The 13,636-nt window shown below is 55.8% G+C and carries 11 protein-coding genes; 6 read left to right on the top strand and 5 right to left on the bottom strand.

Annotated features, from left to right (window positions below; all coding sequences use genetic code 11):
• Window position 1: 1 nt before the first annotated feature.
• On the top strand, window positions 2-787 hold the full coding sequence (gene xth, locus L1047_RS13135) for an exodeoxyribonuclease III (protein ID WP_235279417.1): 786 nt from the start codon (window positions 2-4) through the stop codon (window positions 785-787).
• Between the two features lie 42 nt (window positions 788-829).
• Here xth and remA read toward each other — a convergent pair whose 3' ends face one another.
• Window positions 830-1,099 carry an extracellular matrix/biofilm regulator RemA gene (remA, locus tag L1047_RS13130; RefSeq protein ID WP_235279416.1) on the bottom strand — a complete coding sequence of 90 codons (270 nt, stop codon included), beginning with the start codon at window positions 1,097-1,099 and terminating at the stop codon, window positions 830-832.
• Between the two features lie 328 nt (window positions 1,100-1,427).
• Between remA and L1047_RS16555 the strand changes: the two genes are divergently transcribed.
• Complete coding sequence (locus L1047_RS16555) at window positions 1,428-4,223, top strand: protein kinase domain-containing protein (RefSeq protein ID WP_268836622.1); 2,796 nt, start codon at window positions 1,428-1,430, stop codon at window positions 4,221-4,223.
• A gap of 37 nt (window positions 4,224-4,260) precedes the next feature.
• Here L1047_RS16555 and L1047_RS13115 read toward each other — a convergent pair whose 3' ends face one another.
• Complete coding sequence (locus tag L1047_RS13115) at window positions 4,261-4,872, bottom strand: hypothetical protein (protein ID WP_235279415.1); 612 nt, start codon at window positions 4,870-4,872, stop codon at window positions 4,261-4,263.
• Window positions 4,873-5,338: 466 nt separating this feature from the next.
• On the opposite strand from L1047_RS13115, the gene L1047_RS13110 reads away from it, so the two are divergent.
• Together L1047_RS13110 and L1047_RS13105 are read left to right on the top strand one after the other, a co-directional pair.
• Window positions 5,339-5,845: a LapA family protein gene (locus L1047_RS13110; RefSeq protein WP_235279414.1), complete on the top strand. Its 507-nt coding sequence runs from the start codon at window positions 5,339-5,341 to the stop codon at window positions 5,843-5,845.
• On the top strand, window positions 5,833-6,759 hold the full coding sequence (locus tag L1047_RS13105; RefSeq protein ID WP_235279413.1) for a sulfatase-like hydrolase/transferase: 927 nt from the start codon (window positions 5,833-5,835) through the stop codon (window positions 6,757-6,759). The genes L1047_RS13110 and L1047_RS13105 overlap by 13 nt, the downstream gene beginning before the upstream one ends.
• Window positions 6,760-7,187: 428 nt before the next feature.
• Here the strand turns inward: L1047_RS13105 and L1047_RS13100 are convergent, their stop codons facing one another.
• The 3 genes from L1047_RS13100 to L1047_RS13090 all read right to left on the bottom strand — a co-directional run bounded on the left by L1047_RS13100 (window position 7,188) and on the right by L1047_RS13090 (window position 11,964).
• On the bottom strand, window positions 7,188-8,357 hold the full coding sequence (locus L1047_RS13100; RefSeq protein WP_235279412.1) for a trans-sulfuration enzyme family protein: 1,170 nt from the start codon (window positions 8,355-8,357) through the stop codon (window positions 7,188-7,190).
• A 10-nt stretch (window positions 8,358-8,367) separates the two neighbouring features.
• Window positions 8,368-10,179 (bottom strand): ABC transporter ATP-binding protein, encoded by a 1,812-nt coding sequence (locus L1047_RS13095; RefSeq protein ID WP_235279411.1) that lies wholly within the window; start codon window positions 10,177-10,179, stop codon window positions 8,368-8,370.
• A 96-nt stretch (window positions 10,180-10,275) separates the two neighbouring features.
• Entirely contained in the window at window positions 10,276-11,964 is a 1,689-nt protein-coding gene (locus tag L1047_RS13090) for a M14 family metallopeptidase (RefSeq protein WP_235279410.1), read from the bottom strand.
• A 170-nt stretch (window positions 11,965-12,134) separates the two neighbouring features.
• Here L1047_RS13090 and L1047_RS13085 point away from each other — a divergent pair, with 170 nt between their 5' ends.
• Complete coding sequence (locus tag L1047_RS13085; RefSeq protein ID WP_235279409.1) at window positions 12,135-12,443, top strand: gas vesicle protein GvpV; 309 nt, start codon at window positions 12,135-12,137, stop codon at window positions 12,441-12,443.
• A gap of 132 nt (window positions 12,444-12,575) precedes the next feature.
• The gene (locus L1047_RS13080; RefSeq protein ID WP_443081717.1) at window positions 12,576-13,607 is read left to right on the top strand and encodes an ABC transporter substrate-binding protein; all 1,032 of its coding nucleotides are present in this window, start codon (window positions 12,576-12,578) and stop codon (window positions 13,605-13,607) included.
• Window positions 13,608-13,636: the final 29 nt, after the last annotated feature.

Genomic DNA, 13,636 nt, shown 5'->3' with positions numbered 1-13,636 from the left:
CATGCAAATTGCCACCTGGAACGTGAACTCCATTCGCACTCGGCTAGAACAAGTCTTGGCTTGGTTGGACCGTCAGGGATCCCTGGATGTGCTCTGCTTGCAGGAAACCAAGGTGGTGGATGAAGACTTTCCCCGAGCAGCCTTTGAGGAGCGGGGCTTTCATGTGGAGGTGTATGGGCAAAAATCCTACAACGGCGTGGCTTTGATCAGCCGGGATCCCTTGGAAAAGGTGGAGCGGGGGTTTGTCTCGCTGCTCCCTTCTGTTGACCATTTAGACGAGCAAAAGCGGGTGATCGGCGCTATCCATCACGGGATCCGCATTCTTAACTTGTATGTGCCCAATGGTTCCGAGGTGGGATCCGATAAGTATACCTACAAATTACGGTGGCTAGCACGGCTCAAGAATTACCTCACCGTTGCCCTTAACCGAGGGGAGCCGATGCTGATCTGCGGAGATTTCAACATTGCCCTCGAAGATCGAGATATCTATGATCCCAAGAAAGCCGGAGAAATCATGGCTTCAGAGCCAGAGCGACAAGCCCTACGAGAGATCCTGGCTTTGGGGTTTCAAGATGCGTTCCGTAAGTTTACGGGGGATTCCGGTTACTTTAGCTGGTGGGACTATCGTTCCGGCGGGTTTCAGCGCAATCGAGGTTGGCGAATTGATCATCATTATCTCACTGCGGACTTGTACGAGAAAGCCAACGCCTGTTGGATAGATGTTGAGCCACGACGGGCGGAAAAACCCAGCGATCATACGCCGGTTATTGTTGCTCTTCAGGCTTGAATGGTTTGCCAAGGATCCCTCAAAAGCCAGCACTGACGCCATTTAATCGGGCTCCTCTGGCAATCCGAGCTTGGCGGTCAGGAAGCGGTTGGCCACGGTTTCCGGTTGGATCGCAGACAGGATGATGTGCCCGGAATCAGTGATGATCACAGCACGGGTACGGCGACCATAGGTGGCATCCACCAACTGACCTCGCTCGCGGGCATCGCTGATGATGCGTTTGATGGGAGCAGACTCGGGGCTGACAATGGCAATCACACGTCCGGCAGCAACAATGTTGCCAAAGCCAATGTTAATCAGGCGGGTATCCATAGGCTAGTGGGTAGGCAGGAACTGGGATCCAGGCTCTCCATAAAAGTAGCAAATAAAACTACTAATCAGCATCTTTACGGACGAAGGAGAATCATTGGTAACTTGTGGGGATCCTGTGGGACGATGCTGGCAGGGATCCCTCCATGCACAAAAACGTAGGAAATACAAAGTTTTGAAATGCGACCTTGATCACTGTTCCAGTTAATAAGACAGCATTATGCTTGCGGGTAAGTGAAAACAAGATCTCGCCATCCCCTCTTGAAAGCGAGCCTGCGAGAAACTGCTCACAAGGCAACCCGCCCTCATCGGATCCAATCAGGTCAAGACCATGCAACTGAATCTGGAGAACCACATCCTCAATCAGCGTTACCGCCTGCAGCATTTAATCAGCGAAGGGGGGATGGGAGCGGTCTACCAGGCGGTGGACACCCAACGTTTTGATGCAACCGTGGCGGTGAAATTGCTGCACCAAAGGCTGCTGGTTAAATCTCATCTTCACGATCAATTGCTGCAACGATTTGCCACTGAAGCCAAGGTCAGTATTCTCTTGGGCAATCATCCCAACATCATCAAGGTCATGGACTACGGACTAGAAGGGGATCAACCCTTTTTGGTGATGGAATTTTTAGGGGAAGCACCCCTAGTCGGACAGAGCCTGAGCCAAATGTTGAAGCAAGAGGGGCCGATGGCTCCCGAGCGGGTGGTGCGCTTGGCCCGTCAGATTTGTGCGGGATTACACCATGCCCACTGTTTTGAGCGGGAGCTGGATGGCATTGCCATCAAAGGGGTGATCCACCGCGACATCAAACCCAGCAATATTTACATTGTCCGGGATCCCACCTCCGGCCAGGGGGGAGAAACCGTTAAACTGCTGGATTTTGGTATTGCCAAAGTCTTAAGCGACATGACCCTGAGCTTGGGTACGGAGGCTTTGGGATTTTTGGGCACGGCCCAGTACGCTTCCCCCGAACAACTGCGCGGCAAGGTATTGGATGCCCGTTCCGATATTTACTCGCTGGGGTTAGTGCTTTACGAGATGTTGGCGGGGCAATCTCCGCTTGAGCCAGAAACCGACTCTTTTTGGGCCTGGATCGATGCCCACAACCATCAGCCCCCTAAGCCCCTTCCCCTAGAGCGATTGCCTCATTCCATTCCATCGACCTTGCAACAGATCGTCTTTGCCTGTCTGGAAAAGGATCGGGAGGAACGTCCCGTTAGTATGCAAGCCCTAAGCAATGCCCTAGAGGCTGTACTGCAACCTCCGCCAGAAGGGGCAACTGCTGCGGATATCACCACCTGGATCACGCGCATTTTGAAACACACAGCACCACCTTCTGTGCCAGCCACCCGCTCTGACCCCACGGTTGAACTTCCCCCAAAAGGAGTGCCTGGCTCTGCCCCCAGTGGCAAGGTGAGTACACCCAATCAACCCCTCCGTTCTCAGGCTGCGTCTGGGGGATCCCGTTCCGATGGTTCTGGTGGGCCTATTTCCGGATCCCTGGCTTCTAACCCTGCACGGCCTGTTACCCCTGGTACTCCCTTGTTTGCTGCTCGAGAAGAGAGTCCTTCGCTGCTAGAAGATGCCTTGCAGCAGCCATCTGAGATCCTCTCCTCTGAACCTTCCGAGCCAGCTCCGGTTCAAGGGGGCAGCGATGTTGACCCAGGTGTTGACCCAAAAGACAGCCCTACGCCCTCAGAAGGGATCCCTGCTACCATTCAATATTCTTCTATATCGGTCATTCCTCCAACACCGGTAGCTAAGCCAAACCAACCCACTCAACAGCAGAAGACCGGAATCCCCACTACACAGGCAAAACGTACATCCCCCACAGGATCCCCAGCAAGCTCTGCTCAGAAGGCGCCCTCTTCTCCCACTCCTGCCGTAACCAAACCAGCCACCGGAAAAGGAGCTTGGTTGTTTGGCCTGCTCTTGGTGCTCTTGGGGTCTGCTGGAGCAGGACTGTGGTATTTCTCCATGCAGACAGTTTTTGGGCCTGAAACCCCAGAACCGGATCCCTCCCCCACTCCGCTTGTGGTAGCCGCAACTCCTGAACCAGAACCGGATCCCTCGCCAGAAGCTACCCCCGAGCCGACTCCGACCTTGGAACCGATAGCAGCAGCACCCTCACCTACACCAGAAGTGACCCCAACGGTAGAAGCTACCCCCACCCCAACACCCACTCCTGAACCGACCCCAACAGCAACACCAACGCCCACACCGACCCCTGAACCCACTCTAACTCCGATTCCGGTTCCTACCCCAACGCCGACTCTAACCCCAGCTCTTACTCCAACGCCCACTCCTGTTCCCACACCAACACTTACCCCCGCTCCAACGCCCACATCTGCAACACCCTCGCCGACACCTGTGCCACAATTTACCCCCCTGCTGCAAGGGGTTCGGCCTCTAGTGACTCCGCCTTCAGTTTCTGAGCTTCAAGTTCCCAGCACTCCACAAGGTGTGGATGTGGTTGCCCTTTTGGATCAGGGTCGCAGCTTAATTGGCACAGGACGTGGGTTGGATGCGTTGGTCACCTTTGAGCGGGCCACTGAAGCCAATCCAAATTCTGCCGCCGCTTGGAGTGGTAAATGTATGGCAGCCGTGTTGTTAGGACAATTCCCAGAGGCACTTTCTGCCTGTGAGCGTTCCCAGCAAATTGCCGCCGATCACCCCGAGGCTTCTACCGGACGGTGTGCCGCTTTGGTAGGATTGGGGCGTCAATCGGAAGCAGGACCTGTGTGTAACCGAGCCGTGCAATTGGATGCCGACAATGCCTACTCGTGGTTGAATCAGGGGGCTTACTTGATCTGGGCTCAAGACTTCGCCAAGGCAGCCGAGGCCAGCCAGAGAGCCACTCAACTCAACAGCAACCTCTATCAGGCCTGGTTCAATCAAGCCCTATCTTTGTCTGCTTTGCGGCGCTTCGATGAGGCCCTCCGTGCTGCTGACAAAGCAGTAGAATTGCGCCCGAGTTTGGCGGATGCTTGGTATGGCCGGGGCTTAATCCTCGAGCAACTGGGCCGCAAAGAGGAGGCCGTGAACTCCTACAAACGGGCTGTTGAGCTGCGTCCTGGCTATCCTGAGGCGCTGGCCGGGGTGGGTAGACTCACCAATGGATACTGATAATGGATCCTGATTAGGAGATTACCTGAGGGATCCCCTAGTTCGCATCCCGGATGGTGAGAATAGCCGTTGTACAGCAGGGAGCACCCGCATAGGGATCCCCTCCCGGAGGCTCAAGCAAGTTCAAAATCAGCGTCCGATCCCCCACCGGGTTCAGGTTGTTGATCAGCTCAATGACCAAAGTGGCCCGACTCTGTCCTGCAGGAACCGTGAGTTCCGTATTAAAGGGGACGTAATCTCTACCGGGGACTGCGGTGGAAGCAGGATCCACTTGAAAGGTGATGGGAACACTCCGTTCTGCCGTTTGTTCCGTAATGCGCCCTTGGTTGAGCAGTTCATCTTCATTAAGGAGAGTAAACACCACCCGCTGGGAAGGCCGGGTTTCCGGCACCGTCAACCGCACGGGATCCCCGATGTTGGAAAACCCAAGGGATCCTGGTGCTTCTGGCTGAATAATAGGCTGATTCGCATCATCGAAAAACCGCAAGCCCACCAGTGGAGCCGGGAAAAGAATCGGAGCCAAGCCGACAGCCGCACCACACCCGGTTAGGGTGACTAGTGCCGCAACCTTACATACCGTAGAGCCGGGGCGACTCCAGCCAGGTCTAACGGGACTGGGCAAATGAACCTTGGCAACCGAAGATCTCATATTGTCACACCAAGCAGCTTATCATTAGGCATAGCCTACAATACTTTTGGAACATTTAACTGAGCGAATAACAGATCTCAACGTTCAGATTGAGTTATCAGATTGGTTTATGTAGTCTTCCTCAAATTCAACTGCAAGGTACTGAAGAAGTTCCGGTGTTAACGCTTCTGCAACAGTAATTCCTGCGGGGCTAGCCACTGCTGACAAAGACAGGCCAAAGGGCAGCGAGCACCCAGATATCAGATAGGCTTCTGTTGTGAAAATATGCGTTAACAATTCATCCGAGAGTTAGAAACCATAGTCAAAGCAGCGGAGCCAGTAGATTTAGAGAATACGGTTCTTTTCTTGCCTTTATGGTGAAGTAGCAAACACATGGCACCCGACGGATCCGTATCTCGTAAGGGTCGTTATGTCCACTCGTGTAGGTGAGCTGGATGATAACCTAAGGGGATGGGAGGGTAAGGCTATGCTCAAAAACATCCGCCTGGCACTACTGGGCCTATGGGCGCTGATTTTACTGATTCTGCTCATCCAAAACTGGGGATCCCCGGTGACGGTGGTGCTGGCTGGGCAATCGGGATCCCCGCTCCCTTTGTCTTGGGTCTTGCTGGTTTCCTACGGGGTGGGGATTGGGTTGGGATTTTTGTACGTGGGTTCCTGGCGGTTTCACGATCGGGCCTTGCAACGGCAGGCGATCCGCAAGTTAAATCAGTTGATAGATCGCATCAGCTTTCTGGAATCGCAAACGGCTCCCCCTAGCTACTATTTACCCCAGGATTTGCCTGAACCGGAGTACACCTCGGATCCCTACGCAGGTCGATATTCCTATGCCAATCGTCCTCCAGAGCGGATTCGGCCCGAACCTGCCGAGGATGAAACTCGCTATGAGCAAGAGGAAAACGGGCCTTCTGTTCCTGACTGGCGGGTGGCCAATCGTCCCTATCCTGAGGAGGAGGAAGAATGGGACTCTTGAACTGGCTGAAAGCTCCTCCAGAAGTAGCTACCGAACCTACTGAGCTTCCTAAGCCTCTTCCTGAACCGACACCTTTGCCCAAACCCCAAGGCCAGAATAACTATCTTTTGATCATTCTGGACAGTTGCCGCTTTGATAGCCTGCTGGCAGCCCATCCCAAGCACCTGCTCAAATTGGGATCCCTAGAAAGGCGCTGGAGCTATGCCTCGTGGACGGCTCCCTCCCATTACAACTTGCTCATGGGTTTGCTGCCCCATACCAGCCCTACCCAGGTTTTTGCTTCCGAGCACTATAAACAGGATTATTTACGTTACAACGAACGCCTCGGTACCCAGCAGCCCATCGAGTTCAGGCATTTGTTGCCCCACCTCTATCTCCCGACCCTGCTCAAACACCAACTGGGCTACAACACCCACGCCATGGTGTCTTTGCCCGTCCTGAACCCTAACACCTTGCTCAATCGAGACTTTGATTCTTACCGCCTCATGCCTCAGCACAACGATATGGCGGCCATGGTGGAGCAGTTGCACTTTGATCCAGAGCGGCCCAGTTTTTACTTGCTGAATGTGGGGGAAACCCACTATCCCTACGCCCTGCCGGATCAGGATCCCAGCCTTTGGCCACGCATTTCTGGGGTGAATGGGGTGTTGAAGCGTTTGGATGAATCTGGAGACGAAGGGATCCCCTTTTTTGATCCGGCCCAATTGGAAGCGCTACGACAACAACAAATCGAGGCGGTGCGCTATCTGGATGGGATCTTCGAGCAACTGTTTGATTTGGTTCCCGAAAACACCTACATCACGGTTACGGCAGATCACGGCGAACTCTTTGGCGAAGGGGGCTACTTTGGTCATGGTCCCATCCATCATGAAAAAGTCTTGGAAGTACCGTTCATCGAGGGCAAAATTCGCTGAGATCATGAGATCAATCAGATCAATCGATGCAACTCAGGGATCCCAGCTAAAACCCATCACAAATCACAGCACCGTATCGGGATCAACTCCCTGTCGACGCAGATACTCAGCCAATCGTTCTGCCCGTTGACGCTCTTGCTCCACTTTTTGGCGTTCTTGTTCCAACCTTTCTGCACCCCACAACAGCAGTTCACCTTCAGGGCTCCATCACCGCAGCCAATAGTCGTCCCGGCCTTCTTTGCTACCTTGCCAAACCCCCAATTCCAGTTACAGAGGTGGGATGGGATAACGCCCGTTAGCTTGGGGAGACAAGAGTAGCTTTTCCCAGGTAATGCTGAGAGGCTGGGCAGCAACAACTATAGTGCTTAGCACTCCTGACCAAGGGGCTTAGCTCTAGTTGGAGCACTGGGACGAATCTCGGTAGGGAGTCATTTCTTGTCAGTTTGCTGGTAAGTTTGCTGGAGCGCCTGCTTCAAATCGGCCATCAGATCCTGCGGGTGTTCTAAGCCCACCGAAACCCGCAGTAAATTCTCTGGCGTGGTAGAGTTAGGGCCTTCGATGGAGGCACGGTGCTCGATTAAGCTTTCTGGCCCTCCCAAGCTGGTGGCATGGGTAAAGAGCTGCAACTGAGCCGCCACCTGCAGAGCTTCCTGTCGCCCGCCGCGCACCTGAAAGGACAACATGCCGCCAAATTCTGGCATCTGCTGTTGGGCCAAGGCATGGGCAGGATGGCTGAGTAAGCCCGGATAGTGAACCCTTTCCACCGCGGGGTGAGAGTGCAAAAAGTGGGCCAATGTCTGAGCGTTTTGACAATGGCCGCGCATTCGATAGGGCAGGGTTTGCAGGCCGCGCAAGGTTAACCAGCACTCAAAAGGGGAGGGCACGCCTCCGCCATTCGCTTGAATGTGCCGCAGAGTTTGCCAGTCGGGATCCGATTCTGGATCGGGGGCAGCGGTGATTACCGCCCCACCCAGAACATCGCTGTGGCCATTCAGATACTTGGTTGTGGAGTGAACCACCCAATCAGCCCCCAGCTCGAGTGGGCGCTGCAACAAAGGGGTGGCCCAGGTGTTGTCGCACACACAGCGGGCTGCGTGACGATGAGCCAGTTCAGCGATGGCGGCGATATCGGTGAGGGTCAGCATCGGGTTGGAGGGGGTTTCGATCCACACCAGGCGCGTCTGGGGGCGTAGGGCGGCGGCCACCTGTTCTAGATCGGTCATATCCACCTGCTCCACCTGTAATCCCCAACGGGCCAGGATCCCCTGGGCAATCTTGAAGGTGCCGTAGTAGACATCCTGTGGCAGCAACAGGTGATCGCCAGTAGACAAGGTTTGCAGGATGGCCAATGTGGCTGCCGAGCCGGAGGCAAATAAAGCCGCTGCGGATCCCCCTTCCAACTGAGCCAGGGCCTGTTCGAGAGCGCCGCGGGTGGGGTTGCCTTCTCGGGTGTAGGTGTAGTCGGGCAAGGGTGCGCCTGCCAGGGTTTGCAAGGGATCCCGCCAGAAGGTGGTAGAGAGGTGAATCGGCGGAATCACCGCGCCGGTGCCGAGGTCAAGGTGCCGTCCGGCGTGGATGGCCAGGGTTTCAAAGTGCATGGGAAAGTCTTCATCCGGTTTGGGGTAAGTGGGTACGCTTTTGGGGATCCCCTTTGGGAATGGCGGCAATGAGGCGGCGAGTATAGTCTTGCTGTGGATGCAGGTAGATCTGGCTGGCTGGGCCAATTTCTTCGATCCGGCCCCGGTTCATGACCATGATGCGGTCGCTCATGAACTTGACCACGCTCAGATCGTGAGAAATGAACAGGTAGGTGAGCCCCAGTTCCTCCTGTAGATCTTTGAGCAAATTCAATACCTGCGCCTGCACCGAAACATCCAAAGAGGAAACAGCTTCATCACAGACGATCAAGCGCGGCTCGGAAGCTAAGGCCCGCGCAATACAGATGCGCTGCCGTTGCCCACCGGAGAACTGATGGGGCATGCGATCCAGCGACTCGGGATCCAACCCGACCCGTTGGAACAACTGTTTGGCCCGTTCCCGCCGAGCTGAGGAGTTCTCCCCAATTCGGTGTAGCCACATCGGCTCCATGACGCTTTCTCCCACCGTCATGCGCGGATCCAGGGAGGCCACCGGGTCTTGAAAAATCAGTTGAATCTCCCGGCGTAACCGGCGTAAGTGTTGGGGCGGCAAGCGGAGCAACTCATCCCCGTCGTAGAGCACCTGGCCAGAGCTGGCGCGGATCAAGCGCAAAAGGGTACGCCCAAGGGTGGTTTTGCCACAGCCGGATTCCCCCACCAGCCCCAGGGTTTCGCCAGGATAGAGCTCAAAGCTGATCCCATCCACCGCCCGCAGTTCCCCCACTTGGCGACGCAACAGCCCTTGACGCACAGCGTAGTGGGTGCGCAGCTCGCGTACCTGCAGGAGGGGAGGTTGACGTTGTAATCTCTGCAGTCGCTCTTCCTCTTCTGCCGCTGTAATTTCCACCTGCCGCCACCGTTGCTCAATGGACAGGGATCCCTGCTGGCTCTCTTCCTGAAAATCCTGCAAAGTCGGCAGCCGCCGCAACCGCCGCTCCAACACCGGGCGACAAGCCAACAAACCACGGGTATAGGGATGCTGGGGATCCCGAAACACCTGCTCTACGCTTGCCTGTTCCACCGCTTTGCCCCGGTGCATCACCACCACCTGATCCGCCAGTTCCGCCACCAAGCTGAGGTCATGGGTAATGAACAGGATCGCCATTTGTCGCTGCTGTTGCAGCTTCCCGATCAGGCGCAAAATTTCCGCTTGCACCGTTACATCCAGGGCAGTGGTCGGCTCGTCCGCGATCAGCAATTTGGGGTTAGAGGCGATAGCGCAGGCGATGGCCACCCGCTGAATTTGGCCGCCCGAGAGTTGATGGGGGTAGCGCTCCAGCAGTTGGGGGGAGAGTTGAACTTCCTCAAAAAGGCGAACAGCTTGAGCACAAATTGCCTCCAGGGTCAGGGGTGTATTGGCCTGCAGGGTTTCCCGCAATTGTTGGCCACAGGTATAGAGGGGATTAAGGGCGGTGCTCGGCTCCTGGAAGATCATGGCGATCTGGGATCCGCGATAGCGACGCCGTTGGCGGGGATCCAAGGCCAGCCAATCCACCATTCCCTGCTGGCCTTGGAAGCGGATTTGGCCGGTAACCTCCGCCTGGCTGGGCAAAAGGCCGATCAGAGCTAGGGCGGTCATGGTTTTGCCGGAGCCCGATTCCCCGACAATGCCCAAGGTTTGGCCAGCCTGCAGCCGAAAGGACAGCCCATCCACCACCGCCTGCCGGGATCCGAAGAACTCCGTGCCGCTGGCAACCCCAACAGTGCGGCTGGGCAAAAGAACCCGCAACTCCTCCACACTGAGCAGATCAGAATGGGCAGAACCAGAGGCTGAATCAGTCATGGTAACCAGAGCAACAGGAGGAGGATTGGCAGGATTATAGACCACGACCCCCAGTGTCTTCAGTCCCGGAGTCTACCCCCTAGGGATCCCGTTCAACTAGGGCAACAGCAGTTCCGTTCGTACCGTTCCGGCTCGTTCTGCCCTGGCTACGATCTCTAGGCGGGTTCCCGCCGGAGCCCGGATCACCCATTCCAGCTTGCGCCGAAAATCCACCTCTCCCGCATCGGTAAAGGCTTTGACATAGGCTTTGTTGGAACGTCCCTCCAGATGGCCCAGCATTTGCTTGGCTTGGCCCATGACCAACGAAGCGGTTGCGGGCAATTCCACAGACATCTGAATTGGCCGCACGATCTGCCGTTCCAGAGCCTTTTGGCTGGTGTAGGTGGGCAAGAACCCTTGGTTCTCCAGTTGCAGGATGACTTTGTAAAGGCTGGATCCCTGCGGGTGAACCTCTGCTTTGGCAATGGCCAGCTTGGGGCTCATCAGGGCATGGGCCAGGGTGAACTGACAGTGGCGATGGCATAGCTCGGGCAGCAGCAGCGGCGGTGCATTCTCCCAAGTCACTTTTTCTTTCCAGCCGCCGATTTCCACCGGCCCCAGTTGCGGATGCTCAAAGAGGTGCCACTCCACAAATCCTTCACCCCCGAGGTGTTCGTCGTTCCATCGCAAAATTTTCAGATCATCGTCTTCCGGATGGCGACGGAACCATTGGATGTAGTCTCCCTTCTGCACCCCAGCAGCCGTGGGCAGATCCCAAAGCTCAGTGGTAAAACCAAACCAGCCCCAATGGTCGTAGCCATAGTCATCCATACCGCCGTGCAGAATTTGTTTGGGGTGGTAGCGAAACTTGTGATAGACCGAGACACACTCGTAGCCAGTCAGTTGGGTGCCCTTCTCCCCGATCAGTTGAAAAGTTTCCAGATCCTCTACCGGGAAATGCTCATCGGGATGGGTGGAATAGGGTCGCAGGATTACCGCCGAGAAGGTGTGGTAAGTAACAAAACCATTGATGTTGCGATGGGTACGCCAAAATTCCGCTTCGGCACGGGTTTCTGGCTCGCTAAAGGGATAGGCTCCTGCCCCTTTCTGTTCGGATTCCGGCGCCCACTCGAAGGGATAGTTGCGGTTGAAGTCCATACCCGCCAAAGGAGGAGCCACCCGCACGTCGTAGCCATCGAAGTTGTGGATCAACCCCTCCGGCAACAGAGTGTAGTAGCTGCCGCCGAACTCATCGGGATCCCGGCGCACCATTAAGCGGGGATCCTTCTCTGAAATTTTCCAGGCCCCGCAGTCATCCTTGAGGCGCATCTGCAAAATTAGCCCATCGCCATTGATATCTTGCCGGTGTAGCCCATCTCGCTTGTCGGGATCCGGGTAGGCATGGGGGCTAGAGCGCAGATCGTCGGGGGTGGTGAGGTACTGTTCCGCCCCATCCACAGCGATGCGAGGCAACACGTAGAGGGTATAGCCATCCAGCAGTCGGGTTGCCTGCGGATCCGCACCATACTGGCTGAGCAAGTGGTAAATGGTGTAGAGCGCTACCGCCGAGCCGGTCACTTCCCCCGCGTGGGTGTTGGCATCGATCCAGTAGGCGGGCTTGTCCAGGGCAGGGCCGCTGGCTTGATGGGTGAGGGTGGCCAGCCAGATCTGGCGACCTTGGCGGCTGGTGCCGAGAGTTTCTAGGGTGATCAGGTGGGGATAAGCGGCCACTGCCGCCTGCAAAAAATCGACGATTTCGGCGTAGGTGAAGTAGTGACTAAAGTCGAACTCCAGTAGCATACCCATGGACAAACGGATCCTTTCTGCTGGGGCATCCGCATATCTTAATCTTTCATTCGGAAGCAGGAGATCTTCATCACTGTAGGGAACTGGATCGATCCCATCCGAGGACGATCCCTATCTGGGTAAGGCTCCCTGCTAGGATATGCCCACAACTTCTGACTGGGATCTTGATCATGAGTTTGCCCCGTGTGCCCCGCTCCCGCCCTCGCCCGAAGCTACGCTCGATCCCCCGCCGCAAAACCGAATCCGCCCTCTACGCCGAGATGCAACAGTTGACGGTGGAAAAGCAACGGCTCAACCAAGAATTGGAATCAATTCAGGAACGACAAGGGCAAATTCACACCCGGCTCCAGGAAATCGACCAAGCCATGCAGAAACTGAAGCAAGACGCAGAAACCTTCGCAGATCCCGAAGCGGAGCCTACCTCTGGGCCGGGCAAACCCCAATCCTCCCGCTTTTCCCCCATGACTTTTGACTACTAATCGAGCGTTAGCAGAGAGAAAATCCGTAGCCAATTCAACAATCTGATGATCTTCTTCAGCAGACTCTGGAATCAACCCCTGTGAACGGTTTATTCTCAGGCTGGTTACATTGCTGTTTACCCTCTAGGGCTTATGACTTCTTCGCCACGGATCCCGCGTCGCCGTCAGTTCCTATCTTGGATGCTGGGACTGCTGCCAACCCTCTTGTTCGGGGGGGCAATCCCAGCTTTTGCACAAACCCCGATTCAAATGGGCTATAGCAACTGGGCCGGATGGTGGCCGTGGGCGATTGGCGAGGAAGAGGGTATCTTCGAAAAAAACGGGGCCAATGTGCAGTTGCGCTGGTTTGATGGCTATATAGAGTCGATGGAAGCCTTCGCCGCCGGGCAATTGGATGCCAACACTCAGACCCTGAACGACACCATCTCCTTTGCGCCGGAATCTGTGAATGGCCAGGTGGTGGTGCTGGTGAACGACAACTCGGCAGGCAACGACAAGATCATCGTCAGTGAAGAGATCAACACCATTGCCGATCTCGTCGGGAAGCGGGTGGCCGTAGAAGAGGGGGTAGTGGATGACTTTCTCCTGACGCTCGGCCTAGAACGGGAGGGGTTTTCTCGGGATGACGTGACGATTGTGCCGCTAGAAACCGGGGCTGCTGCCGCCGCTTTTGCCGCTGGACAAGTGGATGCCGTCGGCGCTTTCCCACCTTTCTGGTTGACGGCCCTAGAGCGCCCCGGCAGCAAAGAGCTGTTTTCTTCGGCGGAGTTTCCTGGGGCGATTCCGGATTTGCTGGTGGTAAGCCAAAAGCTGATCGACGAGCAGCCAGATCAGGTGCAAGCTTTGGTGAACAGTTGGTTCGATATCTTGAAATTTATGGAGGAAAACCCGGAACGCGCGGACGAAATTATGGCCAGGCGGGCCGGGGTCACCCCCGAACAACTGCAACTGTTCAAGGATGGTACCCGTTTCTTCACGATTGAAGACAATCTAGAAGCCTTTAGCCCTGGCGAGGGAATGCAACATATGCGCTACGCAGCGGTGCAGATGACGGAGTTCATGGTAGGGGTAGGCTTTATTCCGGCAGGGCCTGAAGATCTGGATGCGTTGTTCGATGACCGCTTCATCCGCACCTATGCCGAGTCGGTTGGAGTTGGACAGTGATTCCGGTCAGTGTTGAGACTGCAGGGATC

The sequence above is a fragment of the Synechococcus sp. Nb3U1 genome, assembly GCF_021533835.1.
Lineage (GTDB): Bacteria > Cyanobacteriota > Cyanobacteriia > Thermostichales > Thermostichaceae > Thermostichus.
Note: the sequence above shows the minus strand (reverse complement) of the source record. Positions and strands in the feature narration are given on the sequence as shown.

Excerpts from the sequence above, each read along its gene's own strand:
- L1047_RS13080 (WP_443081717.1), top strand. The coding sequence starts at position 12,576 with ATGACTTCTTCGCCACGGATCCCGCGTCGCCGTCAGTTCCTATCTTGG.
- L1047_RS13105 (WP_235279413.1), top strand. The coding sequence starts at position 5,833 with ATGGGACTCTTGAACTGGCTGAAAGCTCCTCCAGAAGTAGCTACCGAA.
- L1047_RS13085 (WP_235279409.1), top strand. The coding sequence starts at position 12,135 with ATGAGTTTGCCCCGTGTGCCCCGCTCCCGCCCTCGCCCGAAGCTACGC.
- L1047_RS16555 (WP_268836622.1), top strand. The coding sequence starts at position 1,428 with ATGCAACTGAATCTGGAGAACCACATCCTCAATCAGCGTTACCGCCTG.
- L1047_RS13090 (WP_235279410.1), bottom strand. The coding sequence starts at position 11,964 with ATGGGTATGCTACTGGAGTTCGACTTTAGTCACTACTTCACCTACGCC.
- L1047_RS13115 (WP_235279415.1), bottom strand. The coding sequence starts at position 4,872 with ATGAGATCTTCGGTTGCCAAGGTTCATTTGCCCAGTCCCGTTAGACCT.
- remA (WP_235279416.1), bottom strand. The coding sequence starts at position 1,099 with ATGGATACCCGCCTGATTAACATTGGCTTTGGCAACATTGTTGCTGCC.
- xth (WP_235279417.1), top strand. The coding sequence starts at position 2 with ATGCAAATTGCCACCTGGAACGTGAACTCCATTCGCACTCGGCTAGAA.
- L1047_RS13100 (WP_235279412.1), bottom strand. The coding sequence starts at position 8,357 with ATGCACTTTGAAACCCTGGCCATCCACGCCGGACGGCACCTTGACCTC.
- L1047_RS13095 (WP_235279411.1), bottom strand. The coding sequence starts at position 10,179 with ATGACTGATTCAGCCTCTGGTTCTGCCCATTCTGATCTGCTCAGTGTG.
- L1047_RS13110 (WP_235279414.1), top strand. The coding sequence starts at position 5,339 with ATGCTCAAAAACATCCGCCTGGCACTACTGGGCCTATGGGCGCTGATT.